The following is a 24,528-nucleotide window of genomic DNA, read 5'->3' on the forward strand; positions in this document are numbered from 1 at the left end:
ATCGTCTTAGATCACGATAGTTTGTGGCGCACCCTGAGGGCGCTCCACTACTTCACCAACAGTCCACGCCTTTAAACCTTGAGTAGTTAATGATTTGATCGCAGTATCTGCTTGGCTTGGGGCAACAATCACCACCATGCCAATACCGCAGTTAAATACACGCACCATCTCTGCATCTGCAACGCCACCCTTCATCTGCAACCAACGGAAGAGATCTGGCATTTGCCAGCTACTGCGATGAAGCACTGCTTGTGTATTTTCTGGCAAGACGCGTGGTACGTTATCGACCAAACCACCGCCAGTAATATGGGCCATGCCCTTAACATCGATCTCAGAGATTAATTTGAGTAATGGCTTCACATAAATTTCTGTAGGTGCCATCACAACATCGCCCAATGGGCGACCGCCTAAATCATCGCTGGGTTTTGCGCCAGCACGTTCAATAATTTTGCGCACTAATGAGTAACCGTTCGAATGTGCGCCACTCGAACCAATTGCTAAAACCACATCGCCCGGAACAATAGTGTTACCAGTAATGATTTTAGATTTTTCAACTGCGCCTACCGCGAAGCCAGCTAAGTCATATTCACCTGGAGGATACATGCCAGGCATTTCTGCAGTTTCACCACCGATCAATGCGCAACCAGACAATTCACAACCTTTAGCAATCCCACCAACAACTGTTGCTGCTGTATCTACCGTGAGCTTGCCGCAAGCAAAGTAATCCAAGAAGAAGAGAGGTTCAGCACCCTGAACCAAAATGTCGTTCACACTCATCGCAACCAAATCTTGGCCGATCGTGTCGTGACGATTCCACTCAAAAGCTAAGCGTAGTTTTGTACCAACACCATCAGTTCCCGAAACTAAAACTGGCTCTTTGTAGCGCTTAGGCACCTCAAAAAGGGCGCCAAAACCACCAATACCAGCTAAAACACCCTCTCGCATGGTCTTTTTAGCCAAAGGCTTAATACGGTCAACCAAGGCATCACCAGCGTCGATATCGACGCCAGCGTCACGGTAGGAAAGGCCTTTTGAGGAAGAATTGGTAGGTGAGGTCATGTCTTGGCTGGAATATTAGTAAAAAATGCTACTGGGTCAGTAGAATCATTGAATTCTAGAGGATTACTCGTAATGGCTGAAATTTTTACCCCTTTTCTGGCTGCATTCATCCTGGCCTACATCCTAAGGCCCGCTTTTCTATGGCTGGAAGGGCGCCGCATTCCTTCGGCTGTTGCTGCCGGCCTGACGGTAATCCTTGGCTTGGCCGTGGTCATTGCGATTTTGAGTCTTTTTGTTGGACTCCTCAAAACCGAAATTCCTCTCATTAAGGCGCAATTGCCTGAATGGATTGCGAATACTCAAGCTTGGCTTGGACCCAAATTAACCGACCTCCATCTCAATGTTGATTGGGGGGCTTTAAAAGCATCTGCATCTCACAAAATTTCAGCGCACATTAGCGACAACGCTGATGCATTGGTGACCGGTACTTTTGAAACGGTGCTCATGTCAGGCAGCTCCGTGATTGGTGCATTCGTCAATGCCATTTTGATCGTGTTTGTCATGTTTTATTTGCTCATCGATTGGGATCACTTCTTTGGACTAGTCAAAACACTGGTTCCTGTGCGCGCCCAAGAAACTGTGCATCACTTAGCAATGCACACTGATGGTCTACTTTCGCAATATCTCAATGGCATGGTGATTGTGATCTCGATCATGTCTGCTTTTTATAGTATTGGTCTGAGCATCATCGGTATCAAAGGTGCAGTTGCCCTAGGTATCTTTACTGCGCTCATGATTGTGATTCCCTACATTGGGATTACATTGGGATTTAGCTTGGCTATTGTGTCTGCGCTTTTGCAATTTGGTCCACAGCAAGAATTGATTGGCGTTCTAGTGTTGTATGGTCTGGGACAGTTCCTTGAAGGCTTTGTCCTAACGCCCCGCCTGGTTGGTGAGCGTATTGGCCTGCATCCAGTGGCCGTGTTATTCGCCTTGCTCCTCTTCGGAAAACTCTTTGGTTTCTTTGGCGTCCTATTGGCATTGCCAATTAGTGCCGTGAGCTTAGTACTGGTTCAATACCTCTGGTCTGTGTATACACAAAGCTCTTGGTATCAAAAATAATTTTGTTTTAATGAATACACCTTCGCTTCCAAGACAATTCGCTTTAGACATCAGCCATACCCCCAAAGCAAGTCTCGAAAATTATCTGCCTGGCAAAGATCATGCGCTGATTTCAACGCTAAAAACACTTTGCAACTCTTGGCAAAACTCTAGCGAACAACTTTCCAATAATCCACTAAATCATCGCTGGATGTATTGGTGGGGACCCGAAGGCTCTGGTCGCTCTCATTTACTCAGGGCCATGACGAGTGCAGCTGACATTGCCGATCTTGAATACTTTGCCTTAAATCCCAATGAGCCAACGACTTGGGTGCGTCTTGAAGAAAAGTTACCAGCCCTAGTCCACAGTAATGTAGCCTCAGTCATTACTGTGGATGACGTAGATCGTTTGGATGAGCGCTTGGTTGGCGCTCTCTTTCGCATCCTAAATGAGGTACAGGCAAGTAAAAATATTCACATCTTTATGGCCGGAAACGCTGCCCCAGCCAATCTCACTCTGCGTGAAGACCTTAGGACACGTCTAGGATGGGGTTTAATCTTCCAAACCCAACTTTTAGATGATGATGAGAAAATACAAGCCTTGGAGCAAGCAGCCAAAGCTCGAGGGCTCGTCTTATCGCCTGATGTATTACCGTGGTTGTTAAACCGCTTTTATCGCGATATGCCGAATTTAATGGCCCTCATTGATGCTTTAGATGCCTACTCTTTAGAAACAAAACGTGCTGTAACCTTGCCCCTAGTGCGCGAGCTATTGCAGCCTAAATAATTTATCCATACTAAATTTGTGACCCAGCTAGCCCTCTTCGATTTAGATCACACCTTACTGCCCTGCGATAGCGATTATGAGTGGGGTCAATTCTTAGCACGCCTAGGCGTTGTTGATGGTGAAGACTATGCTCGCAAAAACGAGCGCTTCTATCAAGACTACAAAGACGGCAAACTTAATATTCATGAGTTTTTGCGCTTTGCCTTAAAACCTTTATCAGAGCATTCACGCGCTCAATTAAAAGAATGGCATGACCAATTTATGGAAGAGGTCATTACAGGACAGCTTCGCCAGAAAGCAATCGATTTAGTAAAGCAGCATCAAGATGCAGGAGATTTATGCTGCGTCGTCACTGCGACCAATAGCTTCGTGACCCGTCCGATCGTCGAGAGCTTTGGTATTGAGCATTTGATTGCTACAGAGCCCGCAACTATGGATGGCAGCCCTCTAGCCAACTTCACTGGTGAAATTAAAGGTACGCCCAACTTTCGTGAAGGTAAGATTCAGAATCTTCAGGACTGGCTAAGCAAGCAAAAGCTAAGCTTGTCTCAATTACCATGCAGCTATTTCTATTCAGATTCTATGAATGACCTACCGCTGCTTGAGAAAGTTAGTCATCCCGTCGCTACCAATCCCGATGATCGCTTACGCAGCGAAGCGCAAAAGCGTGGCTGGCCTATTCTTGAGCTGTTTGCATGATCACTAAATTCATTAAACGTATCTTGCGTCGTGACCCTATGGTCAAGCATGCGCAAGCAAACAATACGGGTGCACCCAAACACATTCCCAAAAAGACACATCGTATTGACCCTCACCTGCTTTCCAAAAATGCTGTGAAGGTGACTCAAACCTTGCAACAGGCAGGTTATGAAGCTTTCATCGTAGGTGGTGCGGTGCGCGATCTGGTCTTAGGTATTAGTCCGAAAGATTTTGACGTTGCTACCAATGCAACGCCAGACCAAGTACAAAGATTATTTCGGAAGGCGCGCCTCATTGGTCGTCGCTTTCAAATTGTGCACGTGACTTTTTTTGGCAAAGGTCACCCAGAGATTATTGAGGTTTCAACCTTTAGAGCCCTGCTAGATAACGCTGGTGACCATGTAGCAGAAAGTGGTCGGATTTTGCGCGACAACGTTTGGGGCTCCCAAGGGGAGGACGCTGCACGTCGCGACTTCACAATTAATGCCATGTATTACGACCCATCTACCGAGACCGTCCTCGACTATCACGGCGGCATGGTAGATATGCAAAAGAAGACTTTACGTATGATCGGTGATCCCGCAAAGCGTTATCGCGAAGATCCAGTACGCATGCTCAGAGCAATACGTTTTGCTGCTAAGACCGGATTTAGTTTAGATGCCGATACTCGTGCACCCATCGCTAAGTTAGGTAAGCTATTGCAAGACGTGCCATCTGCCAGACTCTTTGATGAAATTCTCAAGCTCTTAATGTCAGGCTACTCTTGGTCAGCGATTCAAGGACTGCGAGATGCAGGCCTTCATCATGGCCTGCTACCACTCTTAGACCACATCCTTGATAACAGTGAATCTTCCAAGGGTGCAAATGATTTTGTAAAGTTAGCACTAGCCAATACTGATCAACGCATTCAATCTGGCAAGAGTGTTTCAGCAGGATTCTTATTTGCTACTTTGCTCTGGCCAGACCTTCTCAAGAACTGGAAAGCCAACATTGCTTCAGGAATGTCGAATATCCCAGCACTTCACGATGCAATGGATGACACAATTGCCACCCAAAGCAGTGGGATGACGATTCAACGTCGCTTTGAAAGCGATATGCGAGAAATCTGGTCTATGCAGCCTCGCTTTGAAAAACGGGTTGGACGCTATCCTTACCGATTAATCGAATCGCCCCGTTTTAGGGCAGGCTATGATTTCATGCTACTGCGTTGTGCGACTGGGGAGCAAAACCCAGCCCTAGGAGAGTGGTGGACGAACTTCATTGCTGCCGACCCTGCTGGGCAAGAGGAATTAATGGCGAGCGCCAAAAATGAATCCGGCTCCAGTGCCAGCTCTCCCGCCAAAAGACGCCGCCGGCGGAAACCCAAATCAGCCACCCCACCTGAACCGTTGGCAAGCTAAGCAGACTTAGAGAAATTTCAGTAAAGTAGTTTTATCTCTAGTTTGGAATCGTATGGCACGAGCATTTATCGGATTTGGTGGCAATATCGGCGACACTCGTCAGCTCATCACTGACGCCATCGTCTGTCTTGCACAACGCACAGAATTACATGTTCTTGCCAAGAGCTGTTTTTATCAGAGCGCGCCAGTTGAAGCTGTTGGTGGGGATTACATCAATGCTGTCATTGAAATCGAAACTCAGTTAAGTCCTTATGGCTTACTTCATGTTTGCCAAGCGATTGAACAAGAGTTTGGTAGAGAGCGTCCTTATGCGAATGCACCTCGCACTCTAGATTTAGATATTTTGTCTTTTGAGGGCGTTACCCAAAATGAGACTGAGCTGATGCTTCCCCATCCAAGAATCATTGAGCGCTCATTTGTTCTGCTGCCCCTCTTAGAAATCGCTCCTGATTTTTTCCTACCCAATTTTGGCGAACTCAAGGCCTACTTACCCAAAGTCGCCCATCAAAGAATCGAAAAACTCCCTTGCCGTAACTGCAATTGCGGGGAAAAAGCCGTTTATAGCCAAACGGCCCATTAATTCATTAAACTCTCGCCATGGGTTACTTACAAGGCGACAAGCCAATTTCGATTACTAAGCTCTTGGCGATGCATGCCGAGCAAGAAAAAATTACTATGCTTACCGCATACGATTCGACGATGTCTGCATTGTTGAATCGCTGTGGGGTCGAGGTCATATTAATTGGCGACTCTTTGGGCAACGTGATTCAAGGGCACTCCAGTACAACCCCAGTCACTGTAGAGCAAATGGCTTATCACACAGAATGTGTGGCTCGTGCCAATACTCACGCTTTTCTGATTGCTGATTTACCATTTGCCAGCTATGGCGATCCAGTACAAGCTTTAGATTCTGCTGCAGAACTGATGCGTGCTGGTGCTGATATGGTGAAGCTAGAGGGCGGTGATTGGCAAGTAGATATCATTCGCTACCTGGTAGAGCGTAGCGTCCCAGTTTGCGCTCACCTTGGATTGCTTCCTCAATCGGTTCATCTTTTGGGGGGCTACAAAGTTCAGGGCAAATCAAAAGATGCCGCAACCCATATGTTGGAGCAAGCACTTGCATGCCAAGAAGCTGGTGCTCAAATGGTAGTGCTGGAAGCGATCCCATCAACTCTAGGCGAAAAAATTACCGCTGAGTTACACATTCCAACAATTGGCATTGGCGCTGGCCCTGATTGCTCAGGTCAAGTATTGGTATTGCAAGATATGTTGGGCATCAGCCCAGGTAGACCTCCCAAGTTCGTGAAGAACTTTATGGAAGGTCACCACTCCGTAGAAGCTGCTATTAAAGCCTATGTGCGCGAAGTGAAGTCCGGAAAGTTCCCCGGACTTGAGCACGGCTTTGCTGGCTAATTAACTAAAGAAACTCTTGACGCCGTCAAACCAGCCTTTTTGTTGAGGGCTATGTTTATCGCCCGCAGATTTGAGGCTTTCATCAAACTGCTGCAGCAATTTCTTTTGCTCATCCGTCAATTTCACCGGCGTTTCCACCAGCACATGAACAAATAAGTCGCCTACTAAGCTGGAGCGTAGACCTTTAATGCCTTTATTACGCAAACGGAAAGTTTTACCAGTTTGTGTTCCTTCCGGAATTGGAAATTCCACGCGCCCTGAGAGGGTTGGCACTTCAATATCGCCACCAATCGTTGCCGTCGCAAACGAAATTGGCATCTGCACGTGCAAGTCGCTGCCGTCGCGCTCAAACACTTTATGAGGCTTAACGCGAACCTCTACATAGAGATCGCCAGATGGGCCGCCGTTAATACCAGGCTCACCGTTACCGACTGAGCGCACGCGCATACCATCATCAATGCCTGCAGGGATTTTGATCTCAAGGGTTTTTTGTTCTTTGTGTTTGCCTGTGCCATGACAGGTTTTGCAAGGCTTCGGAATATATTCGCCAGTGCCGCGACACTTGGGGCAAGTCTGTTGCATCGAGAAGAAACCTTGCTGGACACGGACTTGACCATGACCATCACAAGTAGAGCATTTCTCTGCTTTTGAACCCGGTTCAGCGCCAGTGCCATGGCAAGGTTTGCAATTACTCCAACTAGGAACACGAATTTGAGTGGTGTAGCCTTCGGCAGCCTGCTCAAGCGTAATGTCCATGTTGTAGCGTAAATCAGCGCCTTTATAGACTTGCGGGCCGCCGTGACGGCCGCCACCTTGACCGAAGATATCGCCAAAGATGTCGCCAAAGGCATCGGCGAATCCACCACCACCAAATCCTCCGCCACCAAAGCCTCCGCCCATAGATGGATCAACACCAGCGTGACCATACTGATCATAAGCAGCGCGCTTATTAGGGTCAGTTAGTGTTTCATAAGCTTCTTTGACTTCTTTAAACTGAGCTTCAGCCGTTTTACTATCGGGGTTGCGATCAGGGTGATACTTCATTGCCATTTTGCGATAGGCTTTCTTAAGCTCTTCGTCGCTGGCACCTTTTGCTACACCAAGCACTTCATAAAAATCGCGTTTACTTTTAGGCACGGCCTATTCCTCTCAACAACCTCAATGACACAAGTCGGCACGAGGCCGACTTGTTATTTAAGTACTTCAAAATATCGTTAATGAATATCTGATTTCAGAATTACTTCTTGTCATTAACCTCTTTGAAATCAGCGTCAACTACATCAGCGTCTGGAGCCGCTTTTTGCTCGCCGCCAGGAGCAGCACCCGCAGCTGCACCAGCTTTAGCCTGTTCAGCAGCCATGACTTTTTCACCCAGCTTCTGACTGGCTTTACCCAAAGCTTCGGTCTTGGCTTCAATCGCTTCTTTATCACTACCCTTGATCGCCTCATCCAACTCTTTGAGCGCCGCTTCAATTGCTTCTTTTTCCGCAGCCTCTAAGCTAGCACCGTGCTCTTCTAAGGCCTTCTTAGTAGAGTGAGCCAAGGCATCCGCTGTATTGCGAGCAGTGACTAGTTCTAATGCTTTCTTATCTTCAGCGGCATTGGCTTCAGCATCCTTCACCATGCGTTGAATTTCTTCTTCAGTCAAACCAGAGTTTGCCTTGATGGTGATCTTGTTCTCTTTACCAGTGGTTTTGTCTTTTGCGGTGACATGCAAAATACCATTGGCATCGATATCAAAGGTCACTTCAATTTGTGGCATACCCCGCTGTGCAGGTGCAATACCTTCGAGGTTGAATTCACCGAGCAACTTGTTAGCAGCAGCCATCTCACGCTCACCCTGGAAGCACTTAATGGTTACGGCAGGCTGATTATCTTCCGCAGTAGAGTAAACCTGTGAATGCTTAGTAGGAATCGTAGTGTTCTTTGGAATCATCTTGGTCATGACGCCACCAAGAGTTTCGATACCCAATGAGAGTGGGGTAACGTCCAAGAGCAATACGTCCTTGCGATCGCCTGACAATACAGAGCCCTGAATCGCAGCACCAACAGCCACCGCTTCATCTGGGTTTACGTCTTTGCGTGGCTCTTTGCCAAAGATTTCTTTTACTTTGTCTTGAACCGCAGGCATACGAGTTTGACCGCCGACCAAAATCACATCATCGATATCGGCTACGTTTACACCAGCATCTTTAATGGCAGTTAAGCAAGGGCCAGCTGTACGGTTGATCAATTCCTCAACCAAAGACTCCAACTTAGCACGAGTCAACTTCAAGTTCAAATGCTTAGGACCGCTAGCATCAGCTGTCACGTATGGCAAATTGATTTCTGTTTGTTGTGCAGATGACAATTCGATCTTGGCTTTTTCAGCAGCGTCTTTCAAACGTTGCAATGCCAAAACATCTTTACTCAAATCAACACCTTGTTCTTTCTTGAACTCAGCAATGATCCAGTCAATGATGCGCTGGTCAAAGTCTTCGCCACCCAAGAAGGTATCGCCGTTGGTAGAGAGCACTTCAAATTGCTTCTCACCATCCACGTTAGCAATCTCAATGATGGACACATCGAATGTACCGCCACCCAAGTCATACACAGCGATCTTACGATCCACTTTGTCTTGTTTGTCCAGGCCGAAAGCCAGGGCAGCTGCTGTTGGCTCGTTAATGATGCGCTTGACATCCAAACCAGCAATACGACCAGCGTCTTTAGTGGCTTGACGTTGGCTATCATTGAAGTAGGCAGGAACAGTAATCACTGCTTCAGTCACCTCTTCACCGAGATAATCTTCAGCAGTCTTTTTCATCTTACGCAAGATTTCAGCAGAAACTTGCTGTGGCGCCATTTTCTTATCACGTGCTGATACCCAAGCATCACCATTGTCTGCTTGAATAATTGCGTAAGGCATGAGCCCAATATCTTTTTGTACTTCAGGATCAGTAAATTTACGACCCATCAAACGCTTCACTGCGTAGATAGTGTTCTTAGGATTCGTCACTGACTGACGTTTTGCAGGCGCACCAACCAATACTTCGCCATCTTCAACGTAGGCGATGATGGAAGGAGTTGTGCGAGCGCCTTCTGCGTTCTCGACAACTTTAGGTGCATTGTTTTCAACGACTGAAACGCACGAGTTGGTGGTTCCTAAGTCAATACCGATAATCTTTCCCATAATTGCTCCAAAAAATTAAGTTACTTTGTTGTACTTCTAGGTTGTTTTAGGCGATTCAAATGAATTGCCACGAATATTCCAATACCGAATAAATGGGGTCTAAAAAGGGGAATTCAAGGGGTGAAATGGCAAAAAAGGCAGAAATCTGCCCTTTTTATGCCTTTTTTAGGGTTTTAGCCCTAAATTTTTAATTTATTTCGGGGCGCTCACCGTCACTAAAGCTGGTCTGAGGACCCGATCTGCCACGGTGTAACCCCTTTGAAGCACTGAAACCACGGTATTGGCTTCCTGCTCAGATGGCACAGAGGCAATCGCCTGATGGTGGTGCGGGTCAAATTTATCGCCCACTGCAGGATTAATTTCTGTCATACGGCCTTTTTCAAAGGCAGACAAAAGCTGCTTCAAGGTAATTTCTAGACCTTCTTTAAACGCTTTCGCATCACCGGCATCCGTACTCAACGCGGCATACAAACTATCAGTCACTGGAACTAAGTGCTCCGCAAAACTCTCGATCGCAAACTTGTGCGCCTTAGCAATATCTTCAACAGCGCGGCGACGAATATTCTCACCCTCAGCCTTAGCGCGCAGAAAATTATCTTGCAAATCAGAGACCTTTTGGTTGAGCTCGGCAATTTCCTGCTCGGGTGTTTTCGCTGCTGGAGTTTCTGTAGCGGCATCTACTGCAGGCTCTACCGCGGGATTCTCTTGCTCTGGTGATGGGTTTTGATTTTCTTGTGTCATGGACGCGAATTCACTTTTCTGTAATGGGTGCTATTGCTTTACTATATGGGGTCAGTTTATTCAATTTCAAGACTTCATTCTCTCGGCCTGCTCAGCTCTTTCATTACGCTTCGCTAATTCAGCCGCAGATTCAACCCCCAAAGACCAGCCTTGCAAATGATGGTGAGCGATATCACTCAGAGCCTCTATCCACTTGGGATTGCTGTTTAAGCAAGGGATATAGCGATAGTCCTTGCCACCATGTTCCAGGAAGATTTCGCGGGCTTCCATCGCAATCTCTTCTAGTGTTTCTAGGCAATCTGCCGGAAATCCTGGGCAAAAAATGTCAATACGCTGACATCCCTCTTTTCCTAACTTTTCAATCGTTGGTGCTGTATAGGGTTTTAACCATTCTGCTTTACCAAAGCGAGACTGAAAAGTCACAATGTATTGACCTGGCTCCAATCCAAGAGACTCTCCAAGCAATCGACCCGTTTTTAAGCATTCACAATGGTAAGGATCACCCTTCATTAAATTTCGCTTAGGCAAACCATGAAAAGACATTACAAAACGATCGCCTTTTGCAAAATCAGGGTACCCATCCTTATCCCAATAACTTAAGACCTGATCGCGCAATGCTGCAATGTAGGCAGAATTATCGTGATAGTGCTTTACTAAGCGCAACTCTGGTTGATCGCGCCAAGTGCTCAACACTCGGAATACCGCATCAAAGCTTGAGGCGGTTGTTGTTGCTGAATACTGAGGGTACAAAGGTAACAGCAGCAAGCGCTCCATACCTTGAGCCTTCAGGCTCTCAAGGGCCTCTTGAGTGGATGGCTTGCCATAACGCATTGCCAAATCGACTAAAACGGTGTGGCCTTCATTGGAAAATTTTTCACCCAACTCTTTGGCTTGTAAGCGGGAGTAATGCATGAGTGGTGAACCTAGTTGTGGCAGCCATATCGTTGCATATTTTTTTGCAGAAGCACTGCTGCGAATTGGCAGAATGATGCCATTCAAAATGAACCACCAAATAAAGCGTGGAATTTCTACAACGCGCGGATCAGAAAGAAATTCCTTCAAATAAGCTCTAACTGCTTTTGGGGTTGGCGCAGATGGCGTGCCCAAATTTAATAAGAGCACGGCTGTTTTAGAGGCGCGTAAGTGTGGATTTTGATTCAAAGTAATGGATCTCTAGTAAATATATTTTTAAGAACTCAATGCGCCAGACAATAATTTAGAGGTGATATCGACAATCGGAATCACTCTGTCATAAGCCATCCGGGTTGGGCCAATAACCCCCAATGTACCAACAATCTGCCCATCCACGCTATATGGGGCGCTGATGACAGCCAGATCCTCGTAAGGCAAAAGATCGCTTTCCCCGCCGATAAAGATTTGAATTCCATCGGCATGGCTAGATACATCCAGCAATTGCATTAACACAGATTTTTGCTCCAACATATCGAACATCTTGCGCAACTTATCCAGGTTAGAACTTAAGTCACCGACGTTGAGTAAGCGACGCTCGCCAGATAGAACCATCTCGCCACGACTCATATCGTAATCAGCAACGCCACTTTGCAATGCTAGGGCCATCAAGCCAGATATATCTGCACGCAAACTATCCAGATCAGATTTGAGATGCAAGCGCACTTGCTCAAAACTTTTTCCAGCAAATTGCGCGTTGATGTAATTGCCCGCCTCAATCAATTGACTCGGCGTGTAATCTTGATTGGTTGGCAAAATACGGTTTTGCACATCTCCCTCTGGGGTCACCATGATGAGCAAAATCTTGCCCTCACCCAAGCGAAGGAATTCAATATGTTTGAAAACTTGGGCGCGCTTTGGTGTCATCACCACGCCAGCGAAATGAGTGAGATTAGACAAAATCTGGGCCGCTGAATTCAATACCCTTTGTGGAGAATCCGGCAAAAGGCCTTTTTCAACCTCACGGGCTGCCAATTCCTCAAGCGGACGCACCGTCACCATCGTATCCACAAACAAGCGGTAACCCCTTGGCGTAGGTATTCGGCCCGCAGAGGTATGTGGGCTGGTCACCAAACCCATATCCTCCAAATCCGCCATCACATTGCGAATAGTGGCGGCCGAGAGGTCTAGACCTGAGAACCTCGAGAGTGTGCGCGAGCCAATAGGCTGACCCTCCTCGATATAGCGCTCGATGAGGGTTTTTAGTAAGGCGCGGGAACGTTCATCCATGGTGGAAGGGATTTTATGCCTATGGTTTAATCGTTATATGTTAAGCCCATCCCCAAATTCCTCCAAGAAGGCCTTTAGCCGGGTAGCGCTCGTTGGCAAATTTCATGCTGACGGTATTGAGGAACACCTAAAAGACCTGGCCAAAGTGGTCTCGGGCTTGGGCTGTGAGGTCTTTATTGAGGCTGAGACAGCGACTAACCTTGGTTTGACTGGCTACCCTACAAAAACTGCAAAAGACTTTGCTGGGGCAATTGATCTCGTAGTTGTTTTGGGGGGTGACGGCACCATGCTGGGCATTGCCCGTCAATTAGCAGGAAGCAATGTTCCGCTTGTCGGCATCAATATGGGTCGCCTTGGCTACATGACCGATATTCCGATCCAATCTGTTCACACTACCTTGCCCAAAATTATTGCGGGTAACTATGAAGCCGATACTAGAACACTACTAGATGCTGTCGTACTTCGTGATGGCAAAAAAATTAATCATGGTTTAGCGCTAAACGATGTTGTCGTCAATCGCTCTGGAATTTCTGGGATGGTCGAACTCGCTGTTCATGTCAACGGGTCCTTCATGTACAACCAACGCTCTGATGGTTTGATTGTGTCCACCCCAACAGGCTCAACTGCATATGCTCTATCTGCTGGTGGCCCCATACTGCATCCACACGTCGCCGGTATATTACTGGCACCTATCGCGCCCCACTCACTCTCGAATCGGCCAATCGTTTTGCCACAAGACAGTGTGACGGTTATTGAGGTAGTAGACGGTCGAGAAGTGATCGTCAATTTTGATATGCAATCGCAAACGAATTTACAAAGCGGCGACAAGATTGAAGTACGTCAATCTGATAAAACTATCGCCCTACTGCACCCCAGCAATCACAGCGACTACAAGACATTGCGTGAGAAATTGCATTGGAATGAATATCCGTCGACATTCTGATGTCGAGTTTCTTGCTACGCTAATACATGCTTCAAACCATCTCCCTTCGTGACTTTGTCATTGTTGATCAACTTGAGCTCGACTTTGCTAGTGGCTTCACAGTCTTAACTGGTGAAACGGGTGCCGGCAAATCAATACTGCTAGATGCCCTAAGTCTTGTGCTGGGTGAGCGCGCTGATAGCAGTCAAATTCGCGAAGGCAGTACCCGCGCAGAAATTTCTGCACTCTTTCGAATTGATCCGGAATTGATCCAATCTTTTAGCCAATGGCTAGATGAACAAGGCTTCCCAATGGAGGAGGATGGTCAAAGTCTGCTGCTAAAAAGAACTGTAGAGAGTAATGGCCGTAGTCGCGCCTTCATCAATGGAAGTGTTGCCACACTAGCTCAACTGCGTGAGGCTGGCGATCAATTAGTGGATATCCATGGACAACACGCACATCAACTGCTGCTGAAGGGTGGTGCGCAACGTGAACTCTTGGATCGTCACGCAGGTTTGCTGTCATTAGTCACAGAAGTGGCACAAGCCTTTAAAACCCTGAATGACTCACGTCGCCGTTTAGAGCAGGCAGAAAATGCAGGTCAAGATGTTGAGCGTGAACGCGAAAGATTGCAGTGGCAATTAGAAGAGCTCACTGAACTCTCTCCACAAGAAGGTGAATGGGCCAATATCCAGAGTGAACATGCCAGATTAGCCAATGGTGCCAAGTTGATTGGTGGATGCCAAGAAGCTATAGAAATTTTGAGTGATGCTGATAACTCTCTTGAGTCTTCTCTTTCTAAAGTTTGCGGAAATATCAGCGCCCTAGCTGAACATGACCAAGCTTTGAACAGCATTAGCGAATCTTTGGAGAGCGCACAAATTCAACTAGATGAAGCGATTCATAGCCTCAATCGCTATCTACAAAAAATAGATCTAGACCCAGCCCGTCTTGAGCAAGTTGAAGAACGCATGCAAGCCCTACACGGCGCTTCAAAAAAATATCGCACCGAAACAGATGCCTTACCAAAACTGTTGTTGGAAACTATTGAGCGCTTAGACGCACTAACAGCATCGCAAAATATTGAGGTGCTCCGTGAAAAAGTAAAACAAGAAGAAGATGGCTACCTCAAAGTAGCAAAGCAACTTTCCCTGAAACGCAAGAAAGCGGCTACAGAATTAGGACAACTAGTGACAGATGCCATGCAAAATTTATCTATGGCCGGTGGACGCCTAGAAATTGCACTCTCACCACTACAGGAGGGCGGATCCCATGGTCTTGAACAAATCGAGTTTTTGGTGGCGGGCCACGCAGGCAGTACACCGCGCTCACTAGCTAAAGTGGCCTCCGGTGGCGAGCTTGCTCGTATCAGCCTGGCGATTAGTGTGATTACTAGCAAAGCTTCCTTTACCCCAACCCTCATATTTGATGAAGTAGATGCTGGCATTGGAGGTGCGGTTGCCGAAACGGTTGGCAAGTTGCTGCATCAATTGGGTCAATCCCATCAAATTCTGTGTGTCACCCATTTGCCACAGGTAGCCGCCCAAGGCAACCATCACCTAAAGGTCAGCAAATCTCAAAGCGGGGATAAGACTGTCTCACAAGTCCAGCCCTTGGGCAGAACAGAGCGAGTTGAAGAGGTTGCCAGAATGCTAGGTGGGGCAACAATCACCGACACTACCCGTCGTCATGCACGCGAACTGCTTGAGCAGCATTAAATTGATTTAAACGCTAGAAGGTGCTTTAAAGATTTGTAGCCAGAGATCTAAGACACAAGCCCTGGCGTCTAGAAGATCGGATTCTCCGTTAAGGTCAATACGCGTTTTTTCTGCACCATCTAAACGTAAGCGATGTTGACGCGCCCTTAAAAGACGATAGGCATCCCCAGCTTGAGCAGCGATACTGCTATCGATCAGACCAACTTCACCAGCAATCCCCAGCAATGCAATATTGCCAAGATTACTAATCAGTTGTGGATACTGATGTGAATACGCCAGAACTAAGAACTGGACAATAAATTCAATATCTACCATGCCACCAGCATCATGCTTTAAATCAAAATGACCGGTGCCATTAGGATGCCCTTCATGCACCTTGCGGCGCATATCCAAAATCTCGGTACGCAAATGATCGACATTGCGATTCTGACTCAAGACCTCAGAACGCACACCATCAAACTCAGAGCCTACGGTCAGATTGCCAGCAGCAAAGCGAGCACGGGTTAAAGCCTGATGCTCCCAAACCCAAGCAGCATTGTCACCTTCGCGCATCTGGTATTTCTTAAACGCTTCTACGTTGGTCACTAAGAACCCAGCCGAACCATTAGGGCGCAGACGAGTATCAATTTCAAACAAACTACCTGTAGCCGTAAATGTCGTAAGCCAATTAATCATGCGTTTGGCTAAGAGCGCATAAATCTCTTGGGCTGTGTAATCATTCTCGCTCGCCTGATATAGAAATACCAAATCCAGATCAGAGGCGTAGCCCAATTCTTTGCCTCCCAGCTTGCCGTATGCTATGACAGCAAAAGCAGGAACAGCATCAGCAGTTAAGCCAAATTTTTTCGCGACAGAAGGCCAAACTCGCTCAAGAGTAACTTGCAAAATCAGATCCGCTAATGCAGATAAATGATCACTGACTCTTTCCACCGGCAACGCGTGCTCTACACCTACCCCTAAATCGGCCAGCAGTGTAATAAAGGTTTCGGTGTGATGGGTGACGCGCAAGATATCCATTGCCTGCTCTGAGCCATCACCATCAGACATAACGTCATCTAAGCGAACATTTAAATTTGCTTTTACTTCACGCCAATAGTTATCAGGATGCTCTATCAGTGATCTCTCAGTTCGAGAGTTCAGGAGATAGTCCAACAAGTGTGGGTGCAAGGTCAGGTACTGCGCACCCCACTGGGAAGAGCGCAATAAAGCCAACACATTAAATAAGGCTCTTGGATATTCAGCCAAGATCGATAGATAAGCGCTGCGCCTAGCAATAGCCTCAAGTAAATCAAAGAAACGCAATAAGGCTTGATCTGCAGTGGTCTTATTGGCGGTATCTGCCATCAAAATCTCTGCAGCACTCCGTATTAAGTTATCGAAAATCAGGCGACTTTTTTCTGGTAACTGCTTCGCTTTTGAACTCGTAATCCACGCCTGCCAACGCATTAAAGACAGTGGGAACCATGCTACATCTGGCTCCCAATCTTCAACTAGCGGAGCAAGATCAAGACGTTTTTCATCATCCAGTAGAAACGCTTTTTCAAATAAGCGTGCGACATTATTTTGATGATGCCCTAGCTCGGCTAAAAAACTTGACTCATCCGAAAAGTCCATGGCAACTGCTAAGCGTGAACGTGCAGCCTCATCATCTGGTAAGTAATGGGTTTGCTGATCATCCCAAACCTGAATGCGGTGCTCAAGTCGCCTCAGAAAAATATAGGCAGCTTGCAGCTCATCTACCTCTTGTGCTGGTAATATGCCGCGCTGTTTAATGAGATTGAGAGCCTGTAAAGTGGGTTGCACTCTAAAACGAGGATCAGTGCCACCGCGCATGAGCTGAAACATTTGTGCTAGAAACTCAATTTCCCGAATGCCACCCCGTCCTAGCTTGATATCGTGAGAGCGACCCTCATGGCCACTTGATCGTTTCTCGGCTTCGTGTTGAATTTGCGCATGCAAGTCTCGAATGGATGCTATAACCCCGTAGTCGAGGTGCCGGCGATACACAAATGGCCGAATGAGTTGTTCAAGGGCTTTTTCACAATAAGGAAAATCATGCGAGCTAGGTAATGGCGCGATGAGCCTACCTTTAATCCAAGCATAACGCTCCCACTCGCGACCTTGAACCAGCAAATATTCCTCAAGCATATCGAGACTACATACCAAGGGACCAGAATCGCCATTAGGTCGCAAGCGCATATCCACCCGGAACACAAAACCATTCGCATCCAGTTCAGACAATACTTTCATGAGGCGCTTGCCTAAACGGGTGAACCATTCATGATTCGATAAGCTTTTTGGTCCGCCCCGTGTCTCACCCTCATGCTCATACAAAAATATCAAATCAATATCGGATGAGAGATTAAGCTCATACCCACCCAACTTACCCATGCCCACTACCATCAACGGCATCTCACTATTGGTTGAATCACTCCAGGGAAGGCCAAAGCGAGCTCGCAAATCTTGGCGAATGCATGCAATGGAATCTGCGATTGCCAACTGAGCAAAATGGCTCAGGCTATGCGTAACCTCATCTAAATTGGCCATGCCATTGAGGTCGCGAAAAGCTAGCCACAGCATCAGACGTTGACGAGCCAAGCGCAAATCGGCCATAAATTGCGCCTCATCATGGTCGCCATCCAGGCCGTCAATCTTGCAGGCCTCCAGCAAACTCTGAATTCCCGATAAATCAATTTTTTGGGATCCATGGGCTTTGAGCCACTCACGCCACTCAGGTTTGGCATAGAGCCAACGACGAGCGTAATTAGAATGCCGCTCTAAAAACTCAATTTGCCTAGAAAATTCATCCATACCCCCATCTTAATACCGACCTAAATTCAAGCTCCAGATGCTTGGCGGTCATGCAGAGCCTGACGGATAATAGAGCCCATGCTGCAAAACATCATTCCGCCTCGCCTCAAGAGCATGCTTGCAAAACGTCCTCCAGGTTTGGGTGCTGGGTGGCGTAAGCGTGTCTTGATTCTGGCTGGTTTTGTTATAGCGTTTTTTATTCTTGGCCACATTGGCGTTCGTTATGTCATTTGGCCTCAAATTGAAAAGTCCAAGGCTTCTGTTGAAAAACTCATTGGCGCTCGCGTCGGCGTAAATGTTTCAATAGAGGATCTGCGAGTTTCTTGGACGGGAATTAGGCCCGCCTTTGAAATGGATGGTCTGCGCTTCAGCGGATCAGATCAATCGAAGCCATTACTCATGATCGATAAGATTTATGGCGAGCTCAGCTGGAAATCTTTTTATCACCTAGCGCCGTATTTCCATGAAATTCATTTTGAGGGCGCAGAGATTTATGCGCTACGAAATGCGAAGGGTGCCATTACGATTGCCGGAATTTCAATTGATGGCGGTACCAGTGATTACTCTGCAGAAAATTGGCTATTTGCACAAGATGCAATTGAAGTCAGCAAGGTAAAACTCATCTGGGATGATCAACTCAATAAAAAAACGCCAGCTACCGTTGAGATTTTGAACTTGTCTCTTTATAACGGCATCCGCAGCCACGAAGGCTCACTCACGACAACCACCCCATGGACCAAAGGCACAACGCAAGTCAAGGTGGACTTCGTACATCATCTTGGTGGTCAAGCAGGTAACTGGCATGACTGGATTGGCACCGTCTCGTGGAATTTGACAGACCTAGATCTCAAGCAAATAGCCAAAGACTTTAAGCTCAGCCTCAATACTCTAGAAGGGGTGCTGAGCTCAAAAGGAAAAATCAAGATTGATAACGCCAAGCCAGATGGTGGTGAATTTTTTGTCGCAGTTGATGACCTTGTAGTGCAATCTTCCAAAAGTGAAGATGCGATTGCATTGGGAAGGCTCGAGGCCAACCTTCTTCAAGAAACAAATGATGGCTTAATCTCCATTTCTACAAAAACATTTGCATGGCGGGATGTAGAGAGTCCAAAATCTGCGCCACTAGAAAATCTCAGTCCAATGACCTTTCGTTGGCGACCTCCCGGTGCCGATGGAGAAATCAAAGAATTTGGATTTTCTTCCCCTAAGATTTCAGTAGAAGATGTTGCCTTATTTGCACTCAATCTACCGCTCTCCAAAAAAGTTCATCAATGGATCAAGACCTCCCAAGCTGAGGGCGATCTAGAGAATTTGGATATTCATTGGTCCGAAAGTAAATCTGCTTTATCTGCACTAAACATTCCTGGCGGCTGGTTTAAATCCAATAAGCTGGACTTCACGATTAGTGCCAAACTGATCAACCTTAGCTTTATTGGCATCAATAAATCGATCCCCTCCGTCTCCAATTTATCTGGCTTTATTTCTAGCAATCAAAAAGAAGGTAGCTTTACCCTGAACTCCAGCAACCTTGGGTTAGAGATCTATGACTTCCTGGAAGACCCGAAAATTCACCTTGACAGCGCAGATGGACAAATCAGTTGGGCTAAACAAAAAGGGCATTGGGTCGTTAGCACCAAAAAACTTTCTTTAAGTAATCCCGACATCACTACCAACCTCAGCCTTAACTACATCATTGGCAATCCCAAAGAGGCTGACTTTATGGCCTTAGATATGAACTTCGTAAAGGCCAATACAAAAACTGCATATCGCTATTTACCAGTTGGCATGGGCAAGGATGCAAGGGTATATCTCAGCAAAGCATTTGATGCAGGCCTTATTCAAAATGGGCAACTTCATATTAAGGGTGATCCCAATCAAGTTCCATTCCCAGATAAGCAACAGGGTGAGTTCAGTCTAAATCTTCCGATTGCAGGGGCAGCCTTTACGCCTGTTCCACAACTCCCAAGGAATCAAGGGACTTGGTCTACCTTTACCAACGTGAATGGTAATGTTGCAATGACCAACTCAAACTTTACAGTTGATATTACAAAAGCCAACTACAAACAGGTCGCTTTAAATACATTTCATGCCGAAATTCCTAATGTTAGCGCTAAACAATTAACTCTTGCCGTAAGTGGTAACGCCCAAGGTCAAGCATCTGAGATGTTGGAATATTTCTACGCCTCTCCTAGCGGAAAAAAACAAGAAAAGCTTGAGCAAAATCTGCGCGTCAGTGGGCCAGTCAATCTCAATCTTGGCTTAAAGGTTCCCCTATCGGGTTCTGCTGAAACCAATGTTGATCTGAAGTTAACGCTTCCTGGCAATAAAGCGGAATGGGGCAGCATTCCGCCGTTTGAAAATCTCAAAGGCAATATCCGGATCACCGAGAACAACCCTGAATTTGAAGATATTTCCGCAAACTTTCTTGGTGGCTCGATCAAAATTAGTAGCACTGACCAAAATAGTAATAAGCAAAATTTCAACATTACAGGCGACATTCAAGCTAATTTTGTAAAAGACTATTTCGCAAAAACTTCACGCTCGCAACTTAGTCCAATACTGAATGCCATGAATGGCTCGGTTAAATATGATGGCACTATTAGCTTCAATAAATTAGGTAGCGACTCTAATATCCATTTTGATCTTCGGAACTGGTCAATGAATGCGCCACTTCCAGCTAAGAAATTAGCCGGGACCCCCTTGTCCGGAAACGTCAACATAAAAACTTTCAGCAATGACAAAACAAGCCCTAATCAACTGAGCTGGACTGGAAAAATTGGTGATCTCTACACCATCCAGGGGGTTCTGAATCACGATGATGAGCTACGTTATGGTCTTGGGATTGGCGCGGTACCTAGCCTTCCCCAACAAGGCTTTCACCTGAGCCTTATCAGCAACGAACTCAACCTCGATGCATGGCAGGATTTCCTAGAATCCAAGACAGTTGCGCGAGTGCAAGATACAGAAGCAAGTTCTAGCAATGTTCAAATTACTGCGCAGGTCAAAAAGCTGACATTACTGGAGCGTCATTGGCAAGATGTGAATGTCGTCGCAAATAAAAAGAAGGGTGCGTGGGAAATGCGGTTGGGCTCGCAACAAGCTGCGGGCCAAATTCAATACTATGAGGCTGATAAGACCAACACTAGTGGCCTTATCAGCGGACGCCTTACCAAACTCAAAATCCCTGAGTCAATCCCTGATCCTACTGCAAATACAGCCACCAAGAAACCAGTAAGTCCTGCTTTAATTCCCAGCCTAGATTTAACGATCGATGATCTCTCCTGGTCAAAAGCGCAACTTGGTCAGGTCAAACTGAAAACTAGGACGAATGAAAACACTTTGAAAGTGGATTCTATTCAGTCCAATAATCCACAGGGCTCAAGTACTGTCACAGGCCAATGGATTGGAGCAACAAAAAACACCGTTGATCATAGCGTTCTCAATATCAATATGGACGTTAAGGACGCTGGTCAAATTATTGCGCATTGGACTGCCCAAAAATCCATTGAAGGTGGTCAAGGAAAAGTGAGTGCGAATGCGGAGTGGGATGGTTCACCCTTTAATCCAAAGTTCGAAACCCTCTCAGGAAAGGCCAGTCTTAATCTTGAAAAGGGACGCCTACTGGAAGTGAACACTAGTGGCGCAAAGCTTTTAGATGTTCTTAGCCTCCAGAGCTTATTTAGATTTGCAACATTAGACCTACAAGGCAGTCTAGGCAATATTGTGACTAAGGGCACGCCCTTTAACTCCATTACAAGCAACTTTGATATTAGTAATGGTGTTGCCCAAACCAATCAATTTAATATGAACCTTGATCAAGCACGCGTAGCGATGAGTGGTCAAATTAATATTCCAAAACAGACGCAGGATTTACGGATCACGATCTTCCCTACGATTGACGCTACTGCAGGTTCGCTTGCTGCCTTTGCAATCAACCCGATCGTCGGCTTAGGCGCTTTAGTTGGCCAGTACCTTCTGACAAGTCAGATCAACCGTAGCCTGCAATCAGATTATTTAGTACAAGGCTCTTGGGACGACCCCGAGATCGTGCCCTTGGATCAAAAAGGTCAGCCAATAGATTCTAAAACGTTTAATTCTATTCGCAGCAAAGAATTGCTCAAAGAACAGAGCAAGCCTAGCTCCAATACCACCCCAAACTCAGCACCCCAAAATAATTTAGGCAGTCCCGCTAAAACTTCCAACTAAATTCCTATGAGCACATCGGCTACCCTGAAAATCGCATCTGTTCAAATGATCTCTTCTCCAGATCTTCAGGAAAATCTGGATATGGCAGGTAGATTAATTAGCGCTGCCGTTCAGGCTGGCGCGCAACTAGTCGTACTCCCGGAATATTTTTGTATGATGGGCTTAAAAGATACTGACAAAGTCAATATCAGAGAGCGCTTTGGTAGCGGCCCAATTCAAGAACGTCTGGCCAGTTTTGCCAAAGACAATCAGATTTACTTGGTAGCAGGAACCATTCCTTTGGAATCAAAAGATCCAGGAAAAGTACTCAACACCATGCTGACATTCGATCCAGCTGGCAAACAAATCGGTCGGTACGACAAAATTCATCTGTTTGGTTTTCAAACTAAAACCGAGCGCTACCAAGAATCGGAAACTATTGAGGCAGGCAATACGCCGGGGATACTCAAAATCTTCCACCAGAATCAAGAGTGGTCTTTTGGTCTGAGCATTTGTTATGACTTGAGATTTCCTGAACTCTATCGCGCAATGGGCGCTGTAGATTGCCATATCATTCCAGCGGCGTTCACGTACACCACCGGCATGAGCCATTGGGAAATTCTGTTGCGTGCTCGCGCCATAGAAAACCAATGCTATGTTTTGGCCTCAGCACAAGGCGGCACCCATCTCAATCAACGACGCACTTGGGGTCACAGTATGCTGATTGACCCATGGGGCGCTATCTTGGCTGATTTACCTGAAGGGGAAGGCTTTATCTCAGGGCTTCTCAGCAAAGAAAAATTAAACGAGGTACGCTCTCAATTACCAGCCCTTGCGCACCGCAAGCTTTAAAGAAAGTTCTGCCGAATCACATGAATGCACCAGAAGCACTATTTCCAGCAAATTGGACAAAAGCCAAAAAGCAGGCGGATCTCATCAAGTTAGCCAAATCTATTTTGCTTGAGCCAACAGGTTTATCAGAACAAGATCTCCATCGCACCTTTGGCAATATGTTCGCTCATCGTTTAGATGATGCCGATTTATATTTTCAACATACCCGCAGCGAGAGTTGGAGTCTTGAAGAGGGAATTGTGAAATCTGGTAGTTTTAATATTGATCAGGGTGTTGGAGTACGCGCCATCTACGGTGATAAAACTGCATTTGCCTATTCTGATGAAATTAACTTAGAGGCTTTAAGTAAGGCCGCAAAAGCAACGCGCGTAATTGGGCCTGAAGGCGGCAAGCAAGCAGTAGCGAGCAAGTTATTCAACCCTGTATCGAATAAGTTGTACTCTGATCTAAACCCATTAGATTCATTGCAGCCTAAAGAAAAAATTGCTTTACTTGAAAGTATTGAACGTCGTGCGAAAGCCCGTGATCCTCGCATTATTCAAGTGATGGCGAGTCTTGCGGGTGAATTTGATGTCGTCTTAGTGGCAAGAGCGGATGGTTTGCTTGCGGCTGATATTCGTCCACTGGTACGCGTCTCCGTTCATGTGATTGCAGAACAAAACGGTCGTCGCGAATCTGGCTCTTCAGGTGGTGGCGCTCGCCATGACTATCTTTACTTTGATGCAGACTTAATCAATCGCTATGTTGATGAAGCAGTAGATGGCGCACTCGTCAATTTAGAATCACGCCCTGCACCAGCAGGTCCTATGACCGTCGTAATGGGGCCAGGTTGGCCAGGCGTTCTTTTACATGAAGCAGTCGGTCATGGGCTTGAGGGCGACTTCAATCGCAAGGGCTCCTCTGCGTTTGCAGGCTGCATTGGTCAACGCGTTGCGGCCAAAGGCGTCACTGTAGTAGATGATGGAACTCTATCTGGTCGTCGTGGCTCCCTTAATATCGATGATGAAGGCACTCCCACTCAATGCACTACCTTGATTGAGGATGGCATCCTAAAGGGCTATATTCAAGACAGTCTCAACGCACGACTCATGAATATGCCACTAACAGGCAACGGACGCCGCGAAAGTTTTGCATCACTACCGATGCCCCGGATGACCAATACCTATATGTTGGCCGGCAAAGATGATCCTCAAGAGATTGTTGCCAGCATTAAGCGAGGTCTCTACGCAGTCAATTTTGGCAGCGGTCAAGTAGATATCACCAGCGGTAAATTTGTGTTTTCCGCCTCAGAAGCCTATTGGGTAGAAAATGGAAAAATCCAATACCCGGTCAAGGGCGCCACCATCATTGGGAGTGGTCCAGAGTCCTTAAAACAGGTCTCCATGATCGGTAATGACCTCAAATTGGACGGCGGAGTTGGGGTTTGTGGCAAAGAAGGTCAAAGCGTTCCGGTCGGGGTTGGCCAGCCTACTTTAAGGATCGACAGCCTGACTGTTGGCGGCACAGCCTGATATTGGCAAATTACGGCTTAA

General features: G+C 46.6%; 18 protein-coding genes. 11 read left to right on the forward strand and 7 right to left on the reverse strand.

The window, feature by feature from the left end; genetic code table 11:
* Nucleotides 1-6 precede the first annotated feature (6 nt).
* Entirely contained in the window at nucleotides 7-1,059 is a 1,053-nt protein-coding gene (gene purM / locus FD968_RS08780) for a phosphoribosylformylglycinamidine cyclo-ligase (RefSeq protein WP_215365629.1), read from the reverse strand.
* Nucleotides 1,060-1,131: 72 nt separating this feature from the next.
* On the opposite strand from purM, the gene FD968_RS08785 reads away from it, so the two are divergent.
* From FD968_RS08785 to panB, 6 genes are read left to right on the forward strand one after another with little or no spacing between them, the layout of a single operon-like run.
* The gene (locus tag FD968_RS08785; RefSeq protein WP_215365631.1) at nucleotides 1,132-2,121 is read left to right on the forward strand and encodes an AI-2E family transporter; all 990 of its coding nucleotides are present in this window, start codon (nucleotides 1,132-1,134) and stop codon (nucleotides 2,119-2,121) included.
* A gap of 10 nt (nucleotides 2,122-2,131) precedes the next feature.
* Nucleotides 2,132-2,887: a DnaA regulatory inactivator Hda gene (hda, locus tag FD968_RS08790; protein WP_215365633.1), complete on the forward strand. Its 756-nt coding sequence runs from the start codon at nucleotides 2,132-2,134 to the stop codon at nucleotides 2,885-2,887.
* A gap of 18 nt (nucleotides 2,888-2,905) precedes the next feature.
* Complete coding sequence (locus tag FD968_RS08795; RefSeq protein ID WP_215365635.1) at nucleotides 2,906-3,586, forward strand: HAD family phosphatase; 681 nt, start codon at nucleotides 2,906-2,908, stop codon at nucleotides 3,584-3,586.
* A complete protein-coding gene (pcnB, locus tag FD968_RS08800; protein WP_215365637.1) occupies nucleotides 3,583-4,986 on the forward strand; it encodes a polynucleotide adenylyltransferase PcnB in 1,404 nt (467 codons plus the stop codon). Before FD968_RS08795 ends, pcnB begins: the two co-directional genes overlap by 4 nt.
* Nucleotides 4,987-5,038: 52 nt before the next feature.
* Nucleotides 5,039-5,566, forward strand: coding sequence for a 2-amino-4-hydroxy-6-hydroxymethyldihydropteridine diphosphokinase (gene folK, locus FD968_RS08805; protein ID WP_215365639.1), 528 nt, complete (start codon nucleotides 5,039-5,041; stop codon nucleotides 5,564-5,566).
* Between the two features lie 17 nt (nucleotides 5,567-5,583).
* On the forward strand, nucleotides 5,584-6,399 hold the full coding sequence (gene panB / locus FD968_RS08810) for a 3-methyl-2-oxobutanoate hydroxymethyltransferase (protein WP_215365641.1): 816 nt from the start codon (nucleotides 5,584-5,586) through the stop codon (nucleotides 6,397-6,399).
* On the opposite strand, the gene dnaJ is transcribed toward panB, so the two are convergent.
* The 5 genes from dnaJ to hrcA form a co-directional block, all read right to left on the reverse strand.
* Nucleotides 6,400-7,536, reverse strand: a complete 1,137-nt coding sequence (dnaJ, locus tag FD968_RS08815; RefSeq protein WP_215365643.1) for a molecular chaperone DnaJ — start codon at nucleotides 7,534-7,536, stop codon at nucleotides 6,400-6,402. It lies immediately after the preceding gene.
* Nucleotides 7,537-7,636: 100 nt separating this feature from the next.
* Nucleotides 7,637-9,568, reverse strand: a complete 1,932-nt coding sequence (dnaK, locus tag FD968_RS08820) for a molecular chaperone DnaK (protein WP_215365645.1) — start codon at nucleotides 9,566-9,568, stop codon at nucleotides 7,637-7,639.
* Nucleotides 9,569-9,760: 192 nt separating this feature from the next.
* On the reverse strand, nucleotides 9,761-10,309 hold the full coding sequence (gene grpE / locus FD968_RS08825; RefSeq protein ID WP_215365647.1) for a nucleotide exchange factor GrpE: 549 nt from the start codon (nucleotides 10,307-10,309) through the stop codon (nucleotides 9,761-9,763).
* Between the two features lie 66 nt (nucleotides 10,310-10,375).
* Nucleotides 10,376-11,476, reverse strand: a complete 1,101-nt coding sequence (hemH, locus tag FD968_RS08830) for a ferrochelatase (RefSeq protein WP_371817762.1) — start codon at nucleotides 11,474-11,476, stop codon at nucleotides 10,376-10,378.
* A 21-nt stretch (nucleotides 11,477-11,497) separates the two neighbouring features.
* Nucleotides 11,498-12,508 carry a heat-inducible transcriptional repressor HrcA gene (gene hrcA / locus FD968_RS08835; protein ID WP_215365652.1) on the reverse strand — a complete coding sequence of 337 codons (1,011 nt, stop codon included), beginning with the start codon at nucleotides 12,506-12,508 and terminating at the stop codon, nucleotides 11,498-11,500.
* A gap of 37 nt (nucleotides 12,509-12,545) precedes the next feature.
* On the opposite strand from hrcA, the gene FD968_RS08840 reads away from it, so the two are divergent.
* Nucleotides 12,546-13,451 carry an NAD kinase gene (locus tag FD968_RS08840; protein ID WP_215365654.1) on the forward strand — a complete coding sequence of 302 codons (906 nt, stop codon included), beginning with the start codon at nucleotides 12,546-12,548 and terminating at the stop codon, nucleotides 13,449-13,451.
* A gap of 26 nt (nucleotides 13,452-13,477) precedes the next feature.
* On the forward strand, nucleotides 13,478-15,148 hold the full coding sequence (recN, locus tag FD968_RS08845) for a DNA repair protein RecN (RefSeq protein ID WP_215365656.1): 1,671 nt from the start codon (nucleotides 13,478-13,480) through the stop codon (nucleotides 15,146-15,148).
* Nucleotides 15,149-15,154: 6 nt separating this feature from the next.
* On the opposite strand, the gene glnE is transcribed toward recN, so the two are convergent.
* Complete coding sequence (gene glnE / locus FD968_RS08850; protein ID WP_215365658.1) at nucleotides 15,155-17,959, reverse strand: bifunctional [glutamate--ammonia ligase]-adenylyl-L-tyrosine phosphorylase/[glutamate--ammonia-ligase] adenylyltransferase; 2,805 nt, start codon at nucleotides 17,957-17,959, stop codon at nucleotides 15,155-15,157.
* Between the two features lie 78 nt (nucleotides 17,960-18,037).
* Here glnE and FD968_RS08855 point away from each other — a divergent pair, with 78 nt between their 5' ends.
* From FD968_RS08855 to tldD, 3 genes are read left to right on the forward strand one after another with little or no spacing between them, the layout of a single operon-like run.
* Complete coding sequence (locus FD968_RS08855; protein ID WP_215365660.1) at nucleotides 18,038-22,165, forward strand: YhdP family protein; 4,128 nt, start codon at nucleotides 18,038-18,040, stop codon at nucleotides 22,163-22,165.
* 6 nt (nucleotides 22,166-22,171) lie between these two features.
* The gene (locus FD968_RS08860) at nucleotides 22,172-22,996 is read left to right on the forward strand and encodes a carbon-nitrogen hydrolase family protein (protein WP_215365662.1); all 825 of its coding nucleotides are present in this window, start codon (nucleotides 22,172-22,174) and stop codon (nucleotides 22,994-22,996) included.
* Between the two features lie 20 nt (nucleotides 22,997-23,016).
* Complete coding sequence (gene tldD / locus FD968_RS08865; RefSeq protein WP_251367559.1) at nucleotides 23,017-24,507, forward strand: metalloprotease TldD; 1,491 nt, start codon at nucleotides 23,017-23,019, stop codon at nucleotides 24,505-24,507.
* Nucleotides 24,508-24,528: the final 21 nt, after the last annotated feature.

This window comes from Polynucleobacter sp. AP-Titi-500A-B4 (genome assembly GCF_018688095.1).
Taxonomy (GTDB): domain Bacteria; phylum Pseudomonadota; class Gammaproteobacteria; order Burkholderiales; family Burkholderiaceae; genus Polynucleobacter.